A 20,836-nucleotide genomic window follows, 5' to 3' on the forward strand; every position below is an offset into this window, starting at 1 on the left:
TGTTGTAGTTTGTTGTATGTAGAAGTATTTCAAAATACTACTCCGATCTCAAAGTGCTGTCAAGCAGCAATTCGCGTCCGTCCGTAGCACTGAGCGTCTCACAAAAATGATTACAGTCGGGTGAAATCAGGTAATAACTCTCAAGACGGCTTTAAAAGCCGATATGCAAGAGAGTCTCGACTATAAACCAATGACAGGATGAGGACTTATGCGAAAAGCAATTCTGACTACCATGCTCATCTCCAGTCTGTTAATGGCTGGCTGCGGCAATAACGGGGCGGCAAATGGCGGTACGGCGGCTACTCCAGAGACCGGACAAGCAGCGACGGCAAGCCCTGAGGTTACACCCGAGGTCACGCCGGAACCGGCAGCTGAGGCTACCGCAGTGCCTGCACCGGAAGCTACAGCACAGGCACCAGCGCACACGGCGGCACCAGAAGCCACGCCGAAGGCCAGTGCGGCGGCGGGGGATTCGCAGCGGCAGACTTATTTTGACAAGCTGGATAAGATTGAAGAGGGCCTTAGCGATCTGAAGGCAATGTCAGACAGCGGGGTCATGACTGATATGAAGGAAGCCGCTTCCAAGGAGCATGAGCGCTGGGACAAGGCGTTGAATGAAATCTACCAGGCGCTAAAAGTGCAGCTTCCCGAAGCCGATATGGCGAAACTGAAAGAGGAACAACTAAACTGGATCAAGGAACGCGATAAAGCAGCAGAGGAAGCGGCTGCCAAGTATAAAGGCGGAACGATGGAGGGGCTGGAGTACGCGGCGACCTTGGCTTCCGTGACGAAGGAACGTTGTTATAAGCTGGTGGAGTTGTATATGAAGTAATCAAAGAGCGCAGCGATTCTCCATTGGGGAGGTCCGCTGCGCTGTTTTTTTGACCATTTTCGTGACTGTACAGAACCTGTGAATTAGGTAATCATACTACAAGAGCATCCGCACAAAAGGAGTTAGTAGATAGTTAGGAGCAGAAATTGGGTGATAAGTGTATTCGGTGCAATTAAAAACAGTAAAAAGGAAGGAGTTTCTCTTCTAACTGTAGTCTATACAACTAAAACTGCCCGAAAGGGTGAGAACCGAGTTTTAGAGGTGTTTTAGATGTACGGAATACAGCTAAATGGATTTTCGGCGGTACATCAGGCGATATAGTTGTACGTAATGCAGTTAAGCCTAGTACTTCCGCATACACCTTAATCAGGGCACGATAAACCTTACGCAAGTGACTGGGTACATCTGTTTTCACTAGCTTAAATCCATTAACTTAATCAACCTGTGCCCGCCTAAGCAAGAATTGATTCAAATCCCCTGAATATCCTCTGGACACCAAAACACCCTGGTTAACCAATGCCTGCATTCTACTGAGTATAAATGAAGTGCCCAAGAACTGACGTGAGACTTCGAACACGCGAATAAAGACACTCCCTGCACTAACAAATCCCTTCCTGACCTGATTGCGCTCTTGCTCCACTTCCAGTTCAGTAACGGACCTCAGAATTATCTCATCCAACGCGCTTTCATCACAGCTAATAATGGCGGCATCTTTCCACAGACGCAGCATTTGATTTTCCTCCGCAAGCCTGAGCCAATCCGATTCGTATCTCCTTCTCTGATCAGATGCAAGCGGGATGCCTTGACTATATTTTTTCACGATAAGCAAGTAACTCTCACGATCGATTGCGCCACTATAAAAGGGTACGAAACCATCTGAGCCATGAATCCCTGCTGATTGATATAGCTCAGTCACATTAACTATATGCACCGGCTGTATGCGATCCCGCAACACATGCAATAAGAAACGCAGGCCGGTCTGGTCATGCGCATTATCCGCCACCCATATGACGATGCTGGCATGGTGCGGGATGCTCTTCACAGTCTGTACCATGTGGACAAGCTGATTCTCTTGGTTGTGATGCTGACTAAGGCTGTAATTCTCATCACGTTCCATCATCCATAGCTGCCTGTTCTGCATTCCGGTTATGGTGTCCAAGCCTGATAAGGGCCCAATTGAGAATGATTCATTAAAAGCCAGGACTTGGTTTGTCTCACGTATGCCGAGGGCACTGAGCGTTACTTTTAAGGAACCTGCATCCGACATGCCGAAAAGAATATGTACATATTCTTGATTCATTCGTTCATTTGAAACTCCGTGTGCCTTTGCCATAAACACTCTCCTAACCAAACATATTCACCATGATACCACATATTGGAGTCTTGCTTGCCCCTCATAAAAGTCGATTCTAGGCTGAAAGTGCTTTTTTTTGAGCAGAACGGATCCCTATTATTTGTTACGCTCCATATGAATGTTACCAGGAAAGGAGGCGGGAGCGCTCAAGCTCAAGCTGGAAGACAACTAGGAGAGCATCTGCACAAGTTTCCCCTGATTTCTAAATTGATTTTAGAATAATAGGAGGAGTTAAGCCCATGATTAGAAAAAAGAGGTCTGTTCAGAAATCATTGCTCACATTCTTATTATCCTGTCTGCTGGTCTTACCGCTTGCTCTCCCGCCCGCACCGGCACATGCAGCTGCTACCGGAAATCTTCCTGCCAGGCAGGCAGAATATCTGGACCGTGGCTTGGTGGCGGTTCTGACCGATGGCGGCGTCTTTGTGAGCTGGAGGTACTTGAATACGGATTCAGATGAAATCGCTTACAATGTCTATAAAAACGGGATCAAGGTGAACCCGGCTCCGATCGTAGACTCTACCAACTATGTGGATACGACGGGTGCGGACAGCTCGCAATATCAGATTTCTACGATTGTTGCCGGGAAGGAGGAAATGCAGCCGGAGCGGGCGGCAGTGTGGCATAACTCTTATCTGCCGATTCCGCTGGATAAGCCTGCTGATGGCCGGACCAAAGACGGGGGGACGTATTCCTATTATGCCGGAGATGCCTCTGTCGGGGATCTGGACGGGGACGGGGAATATGAGATCGTTTTCTTGTGGAGTCCCAGCAATTCTAAGGATAATTCACAAGCCGGCTATACCGGGAACGTCTACATCGATGCGGTCAAAATGGACGGCACCAAGCTGTGGCGCATTGATCTTGGCGTGAACATCCGGGCCGGGGCGCACTATACGCAGCTGATGGTGTATGACCTGGACGGCAACGGCAAAGCCGAGGTCGTGGTCAAAACGGCAGACGGCACCAAAGACGGTCAAGGTACAGTCATCGGTGACGGCACCAAGGATTACCGCAATGACGGCGGATATATCCTGGACGGGCTGGAGTATCTGACGCTGTTCGACGGCCAGACCGGCGCTGCGGTGTCCACCGTTGACTATGATCCGCCAAGGGGTAATGTCAGCTCGTGGGGAGACGGATACGGCAACCGCGTAGACCGTTTCCTGGCCGGGATTGCATACCTGGACGGCGTGAAGCCGAGCGTATTAATGGCCCGTGGCTATTATACAAGAACAACACTTACCGCCTACGACTACACGAATGGCGCATTGGTGAAGCGCTGGAACTTTGACACGAACGAAGCTGGCGCACAATATGAAGCACAGGGTAATCACAACCTCAGTGTACTGGATGCAGACGGTGACGGCCGGGATGAGATCATGTACGGTGCGCTGGCGATTGACGATGACGGCACACTGCTCTACAGCACCGGGCTTGGTCATGGAGATGCGATGCATGCCGGGAAGCTTGATCCGAACCGGGAAGGGTATCAGGTTGTCAGTGTGCATGAGCATAAGGATGCTGCTTACGGACTGGAGATGCGCGATGCCGCTACAGGAGAGATCCTCTGGGGACAATTCACCGGCAAAGATACCGGGCGGGGAATGTCAGCAGATATCGATCCGGAGCATCCCGGTTATGAGTCTTGGGCATCCACGATTGTGAATGGTCAGATGGACCCGTTATCCCGCGGCTATGCAGCGGACGGTGAGGTGATTTATGAACAGAATGAAGTGCCGCGAAGTGCGAATTTTGCGATCTGGTGGGACGGGGATCTTCAGCGGGAGCTGTTCGACCACGACTGGAACAACACTACCGCGCAAGGCATTCCGCTGATTTATAAGTGGGATTACCGCAATAAGCAGCTGAAGGAGATTCTCCGGGCAGCCGGTTCATTGACCAATAATCATACCAAAGGCAACCCGGCCCTTCAGGCGGATCTCCTGGGCGATTGGCGCGAGGAGCTGCTGCTGCGCAGCGAAGACAGCACGGAGTTCCGGCTCTATACCACCACGATTCCAACCACCTACAGAATTCCGACGCTTATGCAAGATCCGGTGTACCGGCTGGGAATAGCCTGGCAGAATGTAGCGTACAACCAGCCGCCGCACACAGGCTTCTATCTCGGGACGGAGGCCACTGCATTCCCTAAAGCGAATCTGGCACTGACCGGCGCGCCGCAACCGCTGGAGCAGCTCTACCACTTCGGGTTCGGTACGGAGCCGCCAGCAGGAACAACTTCTGTGCAGGCTACCCCTTACACGGAGGGAACGGGATATGGTTTCGAGAGCATAAGCGGAATCACCTTGGGCGCGAGCCACGCTTCCCTGCCGGAGAACACCAAGTTTGCGGTGGACCTGCCGGATGCCAATTACAAGGTGACGCTCAAGCTGGGCAGCGAAGACAGAGACTCAAGTGTAGGTGTCAAATCTGAATTTGTGCAAAAGCTGGCGCTCACTCAAATCCGTGCCGGCACACCACTGCTCTACTCCTATGACATTGCAGTGGTGGACGGCCAGTTAGAGTTTATTTTCTCCGGCACGGCGGCCGATGTGCAGGAGATCAAGATTGAGAAGTACCCGCAGAAGACTCCGGGAACCGGAACAACCATCTATATGGCTGGTGACTCGACGATGCAGTCCTACAGCGGAATGCAGGCTCCGCAGGAAGGCTGGGGCCAGCAATTCGGCAGCTACTTCAGCAGCGGAGTAACGATCCAAAATGATGCTATCGGCGGCAGAAGCAGCAAGTCGTTCATGGTGGACGGCCGTCTGGATAGTATCCTGCAGCGGATCAGACCGGGCGATTATTTCTTCATCTCCTTCGGCCACAACGATGCCAGCGCGGGTATTCCTGACCGTTATGCTTCTCCGGCAGATTATGCAGCGTACTTGACCCGCTACGTGAACGGAGCGAAGCAGCGCGGGGCCACTCCGGTTCTGTTAACGCCGGTAGGACGCATGGACTTCAATACGGTCACTCAGGAATTCAACGTAAGCTTTCCGGAATATGTGAAGGCGGCAAAAGAAACAGCGGCTGCGCTGAACGTGCCCCTGATCGATCTGAGCCAGCTCAGCATTGCGGAGTATAACCGTGTCGGCCTGACCGCTACGGAGAAGCTTTTCCTGTATGCCAATCCTGGCGAATACCCGAAATACCCGAACGGGGTCAGCGATAATACCCATTTCAGCACGTATGGCGCACAGGTCATTGCCGGTCTGGTGGCGGGCGCAGTGAAGGAGATGAACCTCAGCATATCCCCGTTCGTGATTGATCCTGGTATTACCGAGCCGGAGCCAGAGCCGGAGGTGCAGCAATATGCGGAGGACTTCGAGGGTGACCCGGCCGCAGCACAATATTCGATGGTGAATGCTACGGGCACTGCCGGAACTATGGCGGGGACGGTTACAGAGGAGAACGGGAACAAGGTATTGTCTGTAACGGGTTCCGGCTCCGGCAACCGCGCCAAGGTATTCCGCCTGTTCGATGCGGTGAACGGCGACATTGTGAACGTCGATTTCAACTGGCATTCCGGCAATGTGGGCGCTGTCCCGTCGGAGGGGCATTTAAGTCTGCAGGATGCGAATGAGAATCTGATTTTCACCTTGTTCACCAAGACTGGAGCGGCAAGCCCGAATACGAACATTCATTATTTCACCGGCCCGTACACACCAGACTATGGTACCGGCACCACTGCCATTCCAGGGGGCGGAACCGCTACGACTATTCCCAAGAATCAGTGGGTGAATGTCAAGCTGAAGATTGATTTTGCCGGAAAAACCCTTGATCTCACCTTAACAAGTCTCGCTAACCCAAGTGTCACCCAGACGATCCGCGATATTCCGCTGAGTCCGGGAGTCTATGACAATAACGTCAGGGGCTTGCGGTTCCTGGGTACGCGAAAAGGAGGAGGAGGCACGCTGAATTGGACCACCCAGATTGACAACGTGAAGATTGAGGGTACGAAGCTTCCGGTGGCGGCAGGCGATATGACGGCATTGATTGCGCTGCATCAGGAAGTGAAGGCTATCGATCTCACATCCTACACGGAAGCTTCTGTAGCTGTAGTGCATAGAGCCTTGAACGCTGCCGAGGCGCTAATCGGGACAACAGCCTCGCAGGCGAAAATCGATCATGCTGTGAATATGCTTAAGGTTGCGCGTGATTCCCTGACCAGGGAGGCTGCGGGTGATGTAAGCACATACTCATTTGATTTTGGCTCCGGCAGCGCAGCAGACGGCTATACGAAGGTGGATGCCAAACGGGCCTACGTGGAAGGGAACGCATACGGGTTCGCCGACACCGCGCTGGTCCAGGACGAGAACCGGGGAACCGGCAACCCGCTGACAGAGGACTTCACCCGTGTAAACGGGACCTCTTTCGTAGTGGAGATGAAGCCGGCGAATTACCGGGTAACGACGACCATCGGGGATGCGCAAGAAGTGACCCAGACCGGTGTTACGGTGGAGCAAATGAACAAACTCCCGGTCACCACCATCCCCTCAGGCCAATTCAAGGAAGTCACGTATGATATCGCCCTGATCGATGGCGTATTTAACTTCAGCTTCTCCGGCAGTACGCCAAAGATCAACGCGCTGAAGATTGTGCGGCTGCCAGAGCAGGGGGCGGCTGATAAGCCAACGCTCTATCTGGCGAGTGATTCCACGGTTGCCAATTATGCAGAAAGCTACCGTCCGCAGGCGGGGTGGGGAGAGACGCTGGGCCGTTATTTTGACACAGAGAAAATCAGCATTGATAACAGGGCAGTCGGCGGACTAAGCAGCAAAACCTTTCTGAACGGCGGATATCTAAACGATATTCTGCTAGGCATTCATGAAGGGGATTATCTGTTCATGCAGTGGTCGCATAATGATTCCACACCTTCCCGCCCGGAACGGTATCTTACTCCGGAGCAGTTCAAGGTGTATCTGAAGGATTACATTAACGGCGCTGTGCAGAGAGATGCGGTACCCGTGCTGGTTACACCTGTCAACCGGAGGGATTTCAGTGGTGAAGTGCTGAACAAAAGCTTCCCGGCATACGTACAGGCGATGAAAGAAACGGCACAGGAGACGGGCACGCTGCTGATTGATTTGAATCAAGCGAGCTGGGAATATTTTCAGGAACTGGGCACAGAGGGCACCAAATCCATCTTCATGTGGACGGGAACCACGGAGGACAACACCCATCTGCAGATGAACGGTGCGATTAAGGTATCGGAGCTGGTAGCGGGGCTGGTGAAGGAGCTGAATATTCCGTTGTCCGCCTTAGTTACTCTGGAAGGAGAGCAAACGGATCAGACCCCGCCGCATACGTCTGCGGCAGTGAAGGGGGCTGAGCAGAACGGCTGGTACACATCGGCGGCGGAAGTGACATTCACCGCGAGCGATGAGCAGTCCGGGATTGACCAGACGTATTTCAAGGTGAACGGCGGGGAGCTTCAGACCGGCAGCATGCTGACGATAAGTGAGGAGGGCAAGCATACCCTGACCTATTGGAGTGTGGATAAAGCGGGTAATAAGGAGACCGAGCAGACACTGGTAGTAGCGGTTGACCTCTCGCCTCCGGCGGTAATTATTCAGGGAGAGGCACAGTATACGATTGACCAGCAGGTCGAGATTAGCTATACGGCTTCCGATTCGGTGTCCGGTGTTGCGGAACCAAGCGGCGAGTTGCTGAATACACCTGCGTATACACTTGAACCCGGTCTGCATAAAATAACGGCCACCGTCAGTGACCTTGCTGGCCGTGAGACAAGTGTGGATTTCAGCTATAGTATTTACGCTACGTTTGCGAGTCTGGCTGAATTGACCCGTGCCTTCGCGGGTGAATCGGCAGACCCGGGTGCAGCGGCGCTTGCAGAGCAGCTCGCCAGTAAGTTAATGCTGGCGGAGCAAGCGGCGGGGGCGCGTGAAGGGGTGAAGGCCAGAACGCTGCTTGCAGCATACAGCCAGGAGGTCAGCACTGGGGCCGCTGCGGCTTTTACAGTGGAACAAGGGAATGTGCTAACGAGATGGGCTGCCTGGATCAGCCAGGGAATACCGCTCGCGGACGGCGCTCCAGGTATGCCGGTGCTGTCCGATAATAACGGGCATGATACGGGGCTGCGGGATGGCGATTATGCGATTACGATGAATCTCTGGTGGGGCAATAATGGCACCGGCTTCAAGCTCTATGAGAATGGCGAAAAGATTGAAGAAGGCGCTCTGACAGACCAGTCACCGTCCGCCCAGTCCGTGCAGATCGAAATTGCCGGCAGACCGAACGGGACTTACGTCTATACGCTGGAGCTCAGCAATCTGCATGGATCGGTAACGAGCGCACCCTTGACGGTGACGGTCACCGATGCCTCTCCTGGGCAAGCGGTATTATCTAATGATAACTGGGACGGGGACGGCAGCTATGCGGTGATGATGAATCTGTGGTGGGGGACGAATGCAACGGAATACCGGCTGTACGAGAATGGAGTATTGGTTGATACACAGACTCTACAGGCGCATACCCCGGATGCCCAATCCGCAGTCACTGCAATCTCCGGCAAAACCCCCGGAACCTATGAATACGAAGCCGTCTTGCGCAACGCAGCAGGCGAGACCAGATCTGCGAAGATGACAGTGACTGTAGGGAAGTGAGCGGCTGGCTGAAGACCGGATGATGCGCTTGTTCGTGCGAGATTAACTGGAAAAGCCCGGGAAACCGGGCTTTTTGTGCTGCAAGAGATGCATCTCATGGCTTGGGCTGAATGGGGATGGAGGAGAGGCGGGAGGAGCATTAGTGCCCCTGAATTAAGCGAAAGTAGGCGGCAATCGAAAATGAAGAGCAAAAGTGCACCTGAATCCAGCGAATGCGGGCCGGACGGGGCAAATATAGTGCACTAGTGCCCCCGAATGTACCGGATACGAGCAAAACGAGCAAATAAGGAGCACTAGTGCACCTCCCTACGAAGGATGCCGCTAAAAGTAGGCGAAGAGTAAAAGAGAGTGATCATTCATGCAATTTGGTGCAGCTATTACAATAAAAGCTCTCAGTTACAGCAATCTTGCAATAGTACAGTAACAATCCTTTCAGCAGCATGCTATTCTTGGGCCAGCAACAGCAACAGCAACACTAGCAACTTGCGTACATTAGCACATGTCACACACTAGGACCAGGCATACGAACACCAGGATAGTTGCTGGAACGGGGAGGCGGGACCGGAGATATATGTATGCGTTTACACTTAGGTGGTTTTGTGTTCGTCGGTAATTTTGTATTCGTCTTTTTCTTTTGTGTTCGTTTCTCTTCAATAACATTCCATTCAGTAGGCAGGTAATGCGTTCACATGGCTACCCGGTATCTATTTATGTATGTAAGACCAAGAATTAAGGGAGGCGTAATCGTTGAAGCAGATCAAACAATGGATGCTTACTCTTATGATGACGTTGCTGCTGACTGTAGTGCCAGCGGGGGCGGGGAGCGCGGCGGCTGTGCTGGAGGAGGTGCCTTTTCCGATGGATTCCAGCAATCAGGCGGGATGGTGGTCCCCTCTTGCCACTTACGGGCTTGGTTATGAGTATGCTTATATGGCTTATAACGCCCCGGGATCGATCCCCGGCAAGCATACGGTAGCTATTGCAAGAAGAGACAACGACGGGATATGGAGCAAGCTTCCGCTCATGGATGGGACAACCCCGGCGGAATATGTGGATGATCTCGGGCACAACCAGCCTTCTACAGCCAGAGACGGGAGCGGGCGGTTCCACGTTTTCGCTTCCATGCACAGCAATCCCTGGCACTACTACCGCTCAGATACCGTGGGCGGGATTCCGCAGAATCACTCGGACGAGCTGCCCGCAGGCATGACGGTAACCTATCCCGTAGTCACGACCGCTCCGAATGGAGATCTGTATTTGCTGGTGCGCATTGACAAAGACCCGGCCGGCAAAAGAGAGGCTGTTCTGCTCCGCTGGAACAATGCCGACTCCGTATGGACTCAGGTCAAGACCATTGCAGCGCATTTGAATCGGTCGGTCTATCCGGATGATCTGGTCTTCGACGCAAACGGCGATCTGCATATCTTGTTCGAATGGGCGTACTTCGCCGCTAGTCCGCTGCGCCACCAGTTGTCCTATATGAAGTATAGCCCGTCCACGGGCGTATTCAGCAAAGCGGACGGAACTCCGGTCACAGCGCCTGTCTCCCTGACTACGGCGGATATTGTGCAGCCTATGGCTCCAAGCGAAGCCTATGTGCAAAGCGGCAGTGACCCCGGCGGTCCGGGCGTACAGAGTGCCAAGATGACGCTTGATGCAGCGGGACGTCCGGTGATCGCTTACCGTTACCGTGAGGAGGGCAGCACTAGCTTTGCTGTGAAGCAGGCCACTTACGGTGCAGGGGGCTGGAACCTGCAGACCGTATATAACGCTGCTCACACCAACGCGGCCATTGATGTGACCTGGACGGGTACAACATCCAGAATCTATTATGTCAAAAGCAGCGGTACTGACCGTGCATTCATGGCAGTGAATACCGGCGGAGGCTGGACAGAGAGCTCGCTTGCACCGGGTATCCCGGTGGAAAGGCTGGCGGTAGACCGCTGCCCGAAGGGCATTGACATCTTGTACTTGGTAGATGTAACGAACCTGAAGCTTTACTATGGGCGAAATAACTAGGCTGGCCAAATTGATCACCGCACAACTATACTATCCACTTAATGAAAGGCCCGGACATTCGCCCGGGTTCTTTCATTTGCAGTTTGCCCGGAATGGGCATCATTTCCAGGATGTAAGTCCGGGCAGGTCTAACAAGCGCAGAATACATTGAGCTGCTATAATGTTTCATTAGAAGATTATTACGAAGCAAGGGGGAGCACTGGAACATGATTATATCGCTTGAAAATGTATCCTGGCGGCGTGAGCAGACGATGATTCTGCAGGAGATGAATTGGCAGGTGCATAAGGGACAGCACTGGTGCATTGTCGGTCTGAACGGCTCAGGCAAGACGACCATGCTGAACGTTGTGAACGGCTATATCTGGCCAACGAAGGGACAAGTAGAGGTGCTGGACCACCGCTTCGGCGATGTAGACCTTAGAGAGCTGCGCAAGCGTATCGGCTGGGTCAGCACCTCTTTGCAGCAGAAGCTGTACGGCCATCAGACGGCGCTGAACATCATTTTGAGCGGCAAGTTCGCCACAATCGGACTGTACGACAAGACGGAAGAAGAGGACCTGAAGCAGGCAGAGGAGCTGCTGGAATTCCTGGATTGCTCGGCCCTGGCCGCACGCACTTATGATACCTTGTCACAGGGACAACGCCAGAAGATTCTCATCGCACGGGCACTCATTGCAAATCCCGAGCTGCTCATCCTGGACGAGCCGTGTACGGGACTGGATATTTTTGCGCGGGAGCAGCTGCTGCAGATGATCGAAAAGATCACGAAACAGGAAGGCGGCCCCACCTTGCTGTATGTGACCCATCATATCGAAGAGATTACACCCTGCTTCACGCATACCCTGCTGGTTAAAAAAGGTGAAATCTATAAAGCTGACGAGACCGCAGAATGCCTGAAGTCCGAGGTGCTCAGCGAATTCTTCGATACTCCGGTTGAGGTGCAGGAGCACCATAACCGGAGATGGCTGACTTTGGGCTAATATAAGAGGCGTTCCGGGGAAGCTATGACAAATAATATTTTGTACCCGGGAGACATGCCGTGTCCATTCCATCAAGTCCGTAATATTGTGTAGGGCAGGACCATAAAAACCACAATATTAGGAGGAATGGCTTATGGCAGATGAAGGATGCAATCAAACCGCTTCCGGATCTTGCTCACATGCAGAGGGGAACTCCACGACCGCAAGCGGGTTTGCTTCTCACGCTGAGGGGTACCAGACCACAGCCAACGCTTCTGCGGCTCATGCTGAAGGGTACCAGACCCTTGCAGTTCTGGACACGGCCCATGCCGAAGGGAATGGTTCGCTTGCATCAGGACCGGCCTCACATGCGGAAGGCTACAGGACCTTTGCAATCAATGACGCTGCCCACGCTGAGGGAGGTTTAACTACTGCTTCCGGAACTCAATCTCACGCTGAGGGTGCTCAAACGGTTGCTTCGGGTGTAGCTTCACATGCGGAAGGCAATCAGAGCACTGCAAGTGGAGAATATTCCCACTCAGAAGGCTACCTGACTGTAGCTGCTGGTTCTGCTGCTCATGCAGAAGGCTTCTCAACACTGGCAAATGGGTTTATTTCTCATGCTGAAGGTTCCTTCACTGAGGCCAATGGAAACTTTTCTCATGCTGAAGGTTCAGGTACAATTGCAGGTGCTCAGAACTCTCATGCTGAAGGGAACAGTACAGTTGTTCTGCCAGAACACACTGATGCTCATATTATGGGTACTTATGGTGAAACACTGTTTCCTGCTTCTTGGCATTTAGCCAATGGTAATCCGGCCGCCCCTGACCTGGCTGCTGTGCTTCAGGGTTCTACAGGAAATTTATATCTTCAAGGCACTGTAATATCTCCTGGGGCAGACTATGCCGAAATGTTTGAGACGGTGGATGGATTGCCGATAGAGCCTGGATATTTTGTAACCACGGATGGAGAGCGGGTCAGAAAAGCAACCCCGTCAGATCAATATATCTTGGGCGTGGTCAGTGCAAGTCCTTCTGTGCTTGGTGATGCAAGTCCTTTGAACTGGAAAGGCAAATACGAAAGGGATGAATGGGGCAGGGTTAGATATGAAGACCGGGAAGTGAGGGCTGTGACAGACAGCAAAGGTAATGTTATGGCACCTGCATATACTGTGAGCACGGCTGTTGTTAATCCCCAATTCGCCCCTTCCCAAAAGTATGTATCGCGGATCGATCGTGCAGAATGGGTGGCTGTAGGAACCATGGGCAAGCTTCTGGTCCGGGATGACGGAACCTGCCAGGTGAACGGATATTGTCTGCCTGGTGAGAATGGAGTGGCAACCGCTTCTGTTGAAGGCTACCGCGTTCTTGCCAGAACAGCACCGGATCAAATCCGAATTTATGTGAAATAGAGACGATTCAGCAAGCGGGCGCGGCTCAAAAATATAAAGCAGCGATCCTCCTGTTAACGGAGGATCGCTGCTTTTGTTGTAAAGAGTTTATTGATACTTCGGCAACCAGTCACCATGGGCAGCGATCAGGTCATCGCACATGCTCACAATATCGTCCATCGAGAGTTCGGCGGCGGTATGCGGGTCCAGCATGGCGGCGTGATAGATATGCTCCTTTTTGCGAGTCATAGCGGCTTCTATGGTCAGGAGCTGGGTGTTGATGTTGGTCCGGTTCAGCGCTGCGCACTGCGGCGGCAGATCGCCCACGAAGGTTGGCGTTACGCCGCTTCTGTCTACCAGACAAGGCACCTCGACACAGGCTTCACGCGGCAGATTGGTGATCAGGCCCGTGTTCATCACATTGCCGCCGATCTTGAACGGTACATCCGTCTCCATGGCTTCCAGGATGTAAGAGGCATACTCATGGGAACGCTCATGCGTCAGATCCTGGTTGTTCACCAGATCTCCGCGCATCTGCTCCCACCCCTTAATCTGTTCCACGCAGCGGCGCGGATATTCGTCCAGCGGAATCTGGAAGCGTTCGATCAGCTCCGGGTAGTTCCGCTTGATGAAGTACGGATGATACTCGGCGTTATGTTCAGAAGATTCCGTAATATAGTAGCCGAATTTCAGCATCATCTCATAGCGGACCATATCATAATGCGGCTCAAGCTGCTTCTCGGCCGCGCGCCGTTTGATCTCCGGGTACAGATCCTCGCCGTCTTTGGTGACTTCAAGCAGCCAGGCCATGTGGTTGATGCCGGCAATTTTGGCTTGAACGCCTGTCTTGTCGATGCCGAGGTGGTCGAACAATCCGGGAATACATTGCTGTACGCTGTGACACAGGCCGATTGTATTCACGCCGCCGTAGGTATTCATGACATTCGTCAGAACGGCCATCGGGTTCGTATAATTCAGGAACAGCGCATCCGGGCACACCTCGCGGATATCGGCCGCGAAGTCCAGCATTACCGGAATGGTCCGCAGGTTGCGGAAGATCCCGCCAATGCCTACGGTGTCAGCGATCGTCTGGCGCAGGCCGTATTTCTTGGGAATCTCAAAATCCGTAATCGTACAAGGATCGTACCCTCCGACCTGAATGGCGTTCACCACATATTTGGCACCGCGCAGCGCTTCCTTGCGGTCGGTATAGGTAGTTACGGTACACGTGCTGCCACTGCTTTTCTTCAGATTCTGGAGCATACTCGCTGAGTCATTTAAGCGCTGAAGATCGATATCGAATAATGCAAGCTCGAAGCCCTGAAGGGCAGGTGTAGCCATGATATCGCCGAGGACATTCTTCGCGAAGACGGTACTTCCGGCACCGATAAATGTAACTTTAGACATAAGTGATAAGCCTCCTATAAGATGCGTGAAAAGCCTTCTGTCATACAGCCGCTTGCGGATGAAACTGACAGAAATGTGCTGGAACAGAAGCTTTTTGCGCTGATTTCTACTATAATCACTATAGAATAGAAGCGCTGCGCGGGCTATGGAGAAAGACAAGATACATATGGAGGAATGTTGCATGGACCCGGAGCATTATGAATTCACCCTGGGCATCAACCTGACGCCGGAGGAGCAGGAGCTATCCGTGCTGTTCAGCGGGGAAGGGAGGCCGCATCCCGGCCACACTGTTGGGCCGTCCGTACATGATTTCTACCTGATCCATACCGTTCTTGCGGGCAGCGGCCGGTTCGAGACCGAAACGTTCTCGGCGGAGTGCAAGGCGGGCGACACCTTCGTGATTATCCCCGGCATGTTATTCAGCTACAAGGCGGATACGGACCACCCGTGGCATTATGCCTGGGTTGCCTTGCAGGGCATCGGCGTACTGGATCAGCTTCGGGCAGTAGGGATTACCAGGGAACGGCCCTTCGCCCATTCCGGCAATGTCCCGGAACTGCATAGCCTGTATACCGGCATCCGGCAATCCTTCAAGCAATCCGCATATCCACGGCTGGAGAGCCTGGAGGCTTCCGGCTGGGTGCGGCTGCTGCTTCACCGCTTCGGGCGGGACAATCTGGATCAATTGCCGCCGCATCCGTCTGAAATGCCGGAGATGATCGACCGGCAGATCGACCAGGCGATCCGTTGGATTACGCTGCAATTCCACCAGCAGCTCAGCATTGATCACATCGCGTCTTCGCTCGGCTATCACCGGGTTCATCTATCCAAGGCCTTCAAGCAGCGGACCGGGATGTCACCCAAGCAATATCTGCTCAAAATAAGGATGGACAAGGCCAAAGAGCTGCTCGCAAGCCCGCTGACCATCGAACAAGTAGCCTCTTCGGTCGGCTTCAATGACGCCCTGTATTTCTCTAAGCAATTCCGCAAAGCTACGGGCATGCCGCCGAGTGAATACCGGGCCGCACTTAGGAACGGGAATTAGAAAGGGACAAGCCGCAGGGGGAGAAAAAATGATGATGAAACCGCAAGTTCAGCGAATCCGTGATCTGACCATAGTACGAAGAGGGGGAGGCCGGGTGCTGGTCATCGGCTGCGATTCCAGCGCCAGCATCGGGAATAAGCCGATGGATGCGGTGCAGACACCCCCGGCTGTCGCAGGCTATTATGCTGCCAGAGTTGCAGTAATGGAGGTGCTGTCTGTGGGGGCGGAGATCATAACGGTCATCGACACCCTGGCGGTAGAGAAGGAGCCTACAGGGAATGAAATTATCCGGGGCATCCACAGGCTGCTTCAGGAAGCCGGACTGACTGCCGCCCATCTGAACGGCAGCACCGAGGATAATTTCGTGACCTGCCAGACCGGTATCGGTATTACCGTGATAGGGGAGGCGGATGAGACGCAGCTGAAGCTGGGATGTTCAAGTACAGGAGACTGCATCGTGATGCTGGGCGAACCGCTGGTCGGAAGCGCTGTTCTGGAGCAGGAAGCAAGCCTGTGTACCCTCCGGCAGCTTCAGCTTCTGGCAGGCGCGCCGGAGGTCCATGACATTCATCCGGTCGGCTCGAAGGGGGCCGGGTATGAAGCGGAGCTACTCGCGGAGTTGAACGGCTGCGGCTTCCAGCCGGTGCCTGGAATAGAGGATAAGCTGCAGGCATCCGGGGGGCCGGCGACAGCGGTGATTTTTGCGGCAGAGGAACGTAGGATTAGCGACCTTCAGTCCAGAGTAGGAGGTAAAATGGAGATTATCGGTTATTTGCAGCCTTGACTGGCCTGTGTAAGATCCATACAAGTGCGAATCAAGGCGGCTTGGATTAAGGCAAATCTGCCTTGCCAGCAAACAAATGGATAAACGTATCTTAATTTCCCTCTTTCTGCGAAATGTCCTGAAGCAAGTGGAAAAATAGCAACTGCTGCTTACGGATTAGGCCGTTTCAGGTAACGAGTGATTATTTAAGTGCCATTTTTCCAATTGTTTCCCCAGCATGGCCCATACGTTCCTCAGGAAGTGGAGAAAATCCAACTAAATGCGCTCCCGCAAACATACACATCCCAGTCTCATCCGCTATCCAAGCGCAATGGGCACTGCCAGCCCCTTGCAGACAGGGAGTGGTATGAGCTGGAGAATGTACAATCTTTCTATCAATTTTTCAATCAGCATAAGCATCTGTTTCAATAAGGCTTAATAAGCGCCAGGAAGCGCCACAATTGACATCATTCAAATTCAAAGTTATTATAGACACACATAGTCCTTAATAAGGGCGATGCTGATGTACATTGCAGATTGGCGATGTAGATTGGACGATGCAGGTTGGTCGACGCAGATGTTCATTACAGATTGACAGTACAGATTGACAGTACAGATTGACATTACAGATTGGCAGTACAGATTGGTCGATGCAGTTGTGCAATACAGATTGGCGACGCAGGTGAGCGATGGAGATGCGGTGTCTATTTTTTTGCAATATTCACGGACTACAGAAGTCTCTAATGTCCGCAAATCAACCTGCCGCCATACCAGACACCAACCACTCAAACCAACCACAGGGAGGAATTACAAATGACTAATCTGGAAAATAATGATGCCGCAAATGTAGTTAATACAGATGCAGCAAATGCAGCAAATGCAGACGCAGTAATTATCGGCGGTGGCCCAGCCGGGCTGAATGCTGCGCTGATGCTGGGCCGTGCACGCAAACGGACGATTGTGATTGATGCCGGGCAGCCGCGTAATGCGGTCACCCGGGAAGCGCACGGCTTTCTGACCCGGGACGGGATCGCTCCGTTCGAACTCCGGCGGATTGCCATAGAACAGCTAGGCGCTTATCCATCCGTTTCACACATTGAAGATACAGTAGTGTCCATTACCGGGGAGGATGGGGCCTTCCTGCTGGAGACCGCTTCAGGGCTTAAGCTGACCAGCAAGAAGCTGCTGTTCGCCGCAGGCATGAAGGACCGCAGGCTGGACATTCCGGGGCTGGCCAAGGTCTACGGGAAGAGCGCCTTTGTCTGTCCGTACTGCGATGGCTGGGAATTAAGAGATCAGCCGCTGGTAATCATCAGCAGAGGAGCAGCACTCATGCATCTGGCTCCGTTGTTATATGGGTGGACTAAGCAATTTGCGGTCTGCACAAATGGACCCGATGAGCTGACAGAAGCAGAACGCGAAGAATTGCGTGCCCACGCTATTCCGTTATTCGATACTCCTATTCGCGAGATTGCATCAGAGGAAGGCATGGTTAAGCATGTGAAGCTTATGGATGGAACAGAAATTCCGTGTACCGGAATATTCTTCCGGCCCGAGCTGGCTCCGGGAACGGATCTGCCGCATTCCCTGGGCTGCCGGATATCTGAGCAGGGTATCCTTGAAGTCGGCGAGTCCGGCCAGACCAGCGTGCCCGGGATCTACGCCGCCGGGGATGCCGCCACCATGATGCATCAATCCATCGCTGCTGCCGCATCGGGCGCGCTGGCTGCTGCTGCGGTGAATGGCGAATTGAACCGGGAAGTCTGGAAGGCCGGGCTTGCATAAATTTTCCCCCAATAGCACAGGATAACATCACTATGAATATGAAATTCAAAGGATAGCGCAGGGAGGGAGTACGGATGAATACTGCATCGGAAGCAGAACAGGAGACCCAGCTGACCCGGCGGCTGGCAGAGAATGAACAGGTGCTGCGCGGAGTGTTTGCGGGCTGTGAGGATGTGGTGTTCCATTCGTTCCAGACGATTCATCGTACTTCTGCGCTCTGTGTGTACTGTACAGGATTATGTGATACGGAGCGGCTGGAGCAGCAATTGCTGGCCCCGCTGGAGCAGACTGGTCTTGCAGTTGAACCGGCAGTGGAAGGGTCTGCTGAGGTTCCGGTCGCCTCGATTCACCAGATTAGAACCGTAGGACAAGCCGTAACAGCGATCCTGGACGGTGAAGCTGTGCTTTTGCTGGATGGCCTGGCTTCGGGTAAGGGCTATCCTCTATACAAGGTGCCCACCCGGACTCCCGAAGAACCGGCGGCTGAATCCACTGTGCGCGGTGCCCGTGACGGCTTCACGGAAGCTCTGGCTACGAATCAGTCTCTATTGCGTATGCGGCTTAAAACGCCAGCATTGAAGCTGCACTCTAACACTATTGGAGAGTACAGCCATACGAAGGTCACCCTCGCTTATGTGGAAGGAATCATTCAGCCGGGACTGGTCACTGAAGTCAAAAAACGGCTAAGCCGCCTGAATATCAAGGATGTGCTGGAGAGCCAGTATATTGAGCAGGGCATCATTGACCAGCCCTTTTCACCGTTTCCGCAGATGATTGCCACGGAACGCCCGGATGTGGTGGTCTCCAATCTGCTGGAGGGCCGGTTCGCGCTCTTGATTGACGGGACTCCCTTCAGTCTGATTGCCCCGGTCAATATGTTCTCCATGCTGCAATCCCCGGAGGATTACTACGAGAACATTTACATGAGTATTTTTGTCCGCTGGCTCAGATATATCTTCTATGCTCTGTCGCTCCTGCTCCCCTCGGCTTACGTCGCCATCACCACCTTCCATCAGGAGATGATACCTACCGTACTGCTGCTGAGTATCGCGCGGGCGAGAGAGGAGATTCCTTTTCCGGCCCTGGTGGAAGCGCTCATTATGGAGATAGCCTTCGAGGCGCTGCGGGAGGCCGGCGTCCGGCTGCCGAAGCAGATAGGTTCCGCTGTCAGTATCGTGGGCGCACTAATCATAGGCCAGGCTGCCACCACTGCGGGAATTGTCTCTGCACCGATGATCATTATCGTGGCTATCACGGGCATTGCTTCCTTCATGGTTCCGCGTTATTCCGCCAGTATCGCAACCCGTCTGCTGCGGTTCCCCATGATGATTCTGGCAGGTACGATGGGGCTAATCGGCGTCATGCTCGGCATCATCCTGGTGGTCATTCATCTTAGCAGTCTGCGTTCGTTCGGCAGGCTCTATCTGTCACCGGCAGCTCCGACATTCAGCAAGGGCTTGAAGGATGTATTGTGGATCTCGCAGCCGCGGAGCAAATGACGGCAGCCGGACTTCACCAGAGAAGGGGATTCTTATGTTGACTGACAAAGGGAAAATATCTGTTACCCAGCTGGCCTTCCTTGTTTTCCCCTCGATTCTTGCCACCGCTATCCTGTCTGTCCCCGGGATCACTATGCATTATGCAGGACATGATATGTGGTTATCGCCCATCCTGGGCTCGCTGATTGGAGTAACGGTTATAGGGATCTCGCTTGGACTGAACCGGCTTTATCCCGGCAAGACTATTATGCAGTCCAGTCTGCTGATCGCCGGGTGGCTGCCGGGCAAGGTGATCGGGCTGGGTTTTCTGCTCTTTCTGCCCCATTTGAACGGCCTGATTATTCTGGAATACGGCGAGTTCATTGTGAATAATGCTCTTCCCAAGACGCCGCTGCTTGTCATTATGGGGACGATGGTTGCGGTCTGCGCGATTAATGTAAGGCAGGGCATAGAGGTGGTCAGCCGGACCGCCCAGGTGTTCGTTACGCTCCTGGTGGTGATGCTCTGCCTGATCTTTGTGCTCCTGACCGGAGAACTCCGGCCTGCCGAGCTGCTTCCGTTCATGGAGAACGGATTCGTTCCTATCGTCAAAGGTGCGGTGGCTCCGGCGGCATGGTTCAGTGAATATACTGTGCTGGCCTTTCTGCTGCCCTACATCAACAGCAAGAAACATCTGGGCCGGACGATGCTCGTTTCGCTTGTCGTAACGACACTGGCGATGACGGTGACCAATCTGTTCTGCCTGCTGCTGATGGGTGATTTGACGGACAGCTTTGCTTTTCCGGTGATGATTGCTGCACGTTACATTACGATTGCCGATTTCTTGCAGCATATTGAGGCGCTCATTATTGCGATCTGGATCTTCGGGATCTTTGTCAAAATCTCTGTCTTTCTCTACATCTTCGCCACCTCAGCCGCTGAATGGTTCGGGCTGGACGATTATAAACCGCTGGTGATTCCGCTCGCCTTCGTAAGCATGTTGTTCTCTTACTGGGTAGTGACGGGCGCTGCGGGCGCGGCTGCGCTTATCAGTGCTTCGGCTAACATATATACAATGATGTTCCTGGTGGGGCTTCCCGCCGCAATCTATGGACTGGCTCTGCTGAAGAAGGGGCTGAAGCTTCTGAGCAAGGGATGATGATAAGGAG

Annotated in this window: 12 protein-coding genes; 10 read left to right on the top strand and 2 right to left on the bottom strand. The window is 53.3% G+C overall.

Annotation, left to right across the window (positions count from 1 at the left end):
• Nucleotides 1–208 precede the first annotated feature (208 nt).
• Nucleotides 209–832, top strand: a complete 624-nt coding sequence (locus NYE26_RS14435; RefSeq protein ID WP_339256769.1) for a lysozyme inhibitor LprI family protein — start codon at nucleotides 209–211, stop codon at nucleotides 830–832.
• Between the two features lie 433 nt (nucleotides 833–1,265).
• Here NYE26_RS14435 and NYE26_RS14440 read toward each other — a convergent pair whose 3' ends face one another.
• Nucleotides 1,266–2,165: a DUF1835 domain-containing protein gene (locus NYE26_RS14440; RefSeq protein WP_339256771.1), complete on the bottom strand. Its 900-nt coding sequence runs from the start codon at nucleotides 2,163–2,165 to the stop codon at nucleotides 1,266–1,268.
• A 260-nt stretch (nucleotides 2,166–2,425) separates the two neighbouring features.
• Between NYE26_RS14440 and NYE26_RS14445 the strand changes: the two genes are divergently transcribed.
• The 4 genes from NYE26_RS14445 to NYE26_RS14460 all read left to right on the top strand — a co-directional run bounded on the left by NYE26_RS14445 (nucleotide 2,426) and on the right by NYE26_RS14460 (nucleotide 13,210).
• Nucleotides 2,426–8,821, top strand: coding sequence for a GDSL-type esterase/lipase family protein (locus NYE26_RS14445; RefSeq protein WP_339256772.1), 6,396 nt, complete (start codon nucleotides 2,426–2,428; stop codon nucleotides 8,819–8,821).
• A 747-nt stretch (nucleotides 8,822–9,568) separates the two neighbouring features.
• Nucleotides 9,569–10,840, top strand: a complete 1,272-nt coding sequence (locus NYE26_RS14450) for a BNR-4 repeat-containing protein (protein WP_339256774.1) — start codon at nucleotides 9,569–9,571, stop codon at nucleotides 10,838–10,840.
• A 206-nt stretch (nucleotides 10,841–11,046) separates the two neighbouring features.
• Complete coding sequence (locus tag NYE26_RS14455) at nucleotides 11,047–11,820, top strand: ABC transporter ATP-binding protein (protein ID WP_339256776.1); 774 nt, start codon at nucleotides 11,047–11,049, stop codon at nucleotides 11,818–11,820.
• 133 nt (nucleotides 11,821–11,953) lie between these two features.
• Complete coding sequence (locus NYE26_RS14460; protein WP_339256778.1) at nucleotides 11,954–13,210, top strand: peptidase G2 autoproteolytic cleavage domain-containing protein; 1,257 nt, start codon at nucleotides 11,954–11,956, stop codon at nucleotides 13,208–13,210.
• An 87-nt stretch (nucleotides 13,211–13,297) separates the two neighbouring features.
• On the opposite strand, the gene NYE26_RS14465 is transcribed toward NYE26_RS14460, so the two are convergent.
• Complete coding sequence (locus NYE26_RS14465) at nucleotides 13,298–14,596, bottom strand: alpha-glucosidase/alpha-galactosidase (RefSeq protein WP_339256780.1); 1,299 nt, start codon at nucleotides 14,594–14,596, stop codon at nucleotides 13,298–13,300.
• 181 nt (nucleotides 14,597–14,777) lie between these two features.
• Between NYE26_RS14465 and NYE26_RS14470 the strand changes: the two genes are divergently transcribed.
• The 5 genes from NYE26_RS14470 to NYE26_RS14490 all read left to right on the top strand — a co-directional run bounded on the left by NYE26_RS14470 (nucleotide 14,778) and on the right by NYE26_RS14490 (nucleotide 20,826).
• Nucleotides 14,778–15,641 carry an AraC family transcriptional regulator gene (locus tag NYE26_RS14470; RefSeq protein WP_339256781.1) on the top strand — a complete coding sequence of 288 codons (864 nt, stop codon included), beginning with the start codon at nucleotides 14,778–14,780 and terminating at the stop codon, nucleotides 15,639–15,641.
• Nucleotides 15,642–15,669: 28 nt separating this feature from the next.
• Nucleotides 15,670–16,425: an AIR synthase related protein gene (locus tag NYE26_RS14475; protein ID WP_339256782.1), complete on the top strand. Its 756-nt coding sequence runs from the start codon at nucleotides 15,670–15,672 to the stop codon at nucleotides 16,423–16,425.
• Between the two features lie 792 nt (nucleotides 16,426–17,217).
• A complete protein-coding gene (locus NYE26_RS14480; protein WP_339256783.1) occupies nucleotides 17,218–18,189 on the top strand; it encodes an NAD(P)/FAD-dependent oxidoreductase in 972 nt (323 codons plus the stop codon).
• Between the two features lie 74 nt (nucleotides 18,190–18,263).
• Nucleotides 18,264–19,688: a spore germination protein gene (locus tag NYE26_RS14485; RefSeq protein ID WP_339256784.1), complete on the top strand. Its 1,425-nt coding sequence runs from the start codon at nucleotides 18,264–18,266 to the stop codon at nucleotides 19,686–19,688.
• A 34-nt stretch (nucleotides 19,689–19,722) separates the two neighbouring features.
• On the top strand, nucleotides 19,723–20,826 hold the full coding sequence (locus NYE26_RS14490) for an endospore germination permease (protein WP_339256786.1): 1,104 nt from the start codon (nucleotides 19,723–19,725) through the stop codon (nucleotides 20,824–20,826).
• Nucleotides 20,827–20,836 lie beyond the last annotated feature (10 nt).

It is taken from the genome of Paenibacillus sp. FSL P2-0136, from assembly GCF_037975325.1.
GTDB classification, from domain to species: Bacteria; Bacillota; Bacilli; order Paenibacillales; family Paenibacillaceae; genus Paenibacillus_AQ; species Paenibacillus_AQ silagei.

Coding starts and splice junctions, on each gene's coding strand:
- NYE26_RS14435 (WP_339256769.1), top strand. CDS start 209: ATGCGAAAAGCAATTCTGACTACCATGCTCATCTCCAGTCTGTTAATG.
- NYE26_RS14440 (WP_339256771.1), bottom strand. CDS start 2,165: ATGGCAAAGGCACACGGAGTTTCAAATGAACGAATGAATCAAGAATAT.
- NYE26_RS14445 (WP_339256772.1), top strand. CDS start 2,426: ATGATTAGAAAAAAGAGGTCTGTTCAGAAATCATTGCTCACATTCTTA.
- NYE26_RS14455 (WP_339256776.1), top strand. CDS start 11,047: ATGATTATATCGCTTGAAAATGTATCCTGGCGGCGTGAGCAGACGATG.
- NYE26_RS14460 (WP_339256778.1), top strand. CDS start 11,954: ATGGCAGATGAAGGATGCAATCAAACCGCTTCCGGATCTTGCTCACAT.
- NYE26_RS14465 (WP_339256780.1), bottom strand. CDS start 14,596: ATGTCTAAAGTTACATTTATCGGTGCCGGAAGTACCGTCTTCGCGAAG.
- NYE26_RS14470 (WP_339256781.1), top strand. CDS start 14,778: ATGGACCCGGAGCATTATGAATTCACCCTGGGCATCAACCTGACGCCG.
- NYE26_RS14475 (WP_339256782.1), top strand. CDS start 15,670: ATGATGATGAAACCGCAAGTTCAGCGAATCCGTGATCTGACCATAGTA.
- NYE26_RS14480 (WP_339256783.1), top strand. CDS start 17,218: ATGACTAATCTGGAAAATAATGATGCCGCAAATGTAGTTAATACAGAT.
- NYE26_RS14485 (WP_339256784.1), top strand. CDS start 18,264: ATGAATACTGCATCGGAAGCAGAACAGGAGACCCAGCTGACCCGGCGG.
- NYE26_RS14490 (WP_339256786.1), top strand. CDS start 19,723: ATGTTGACTGACAAAGGGAAAATATCTGTTACCCAGCTGGCCTTCCTT.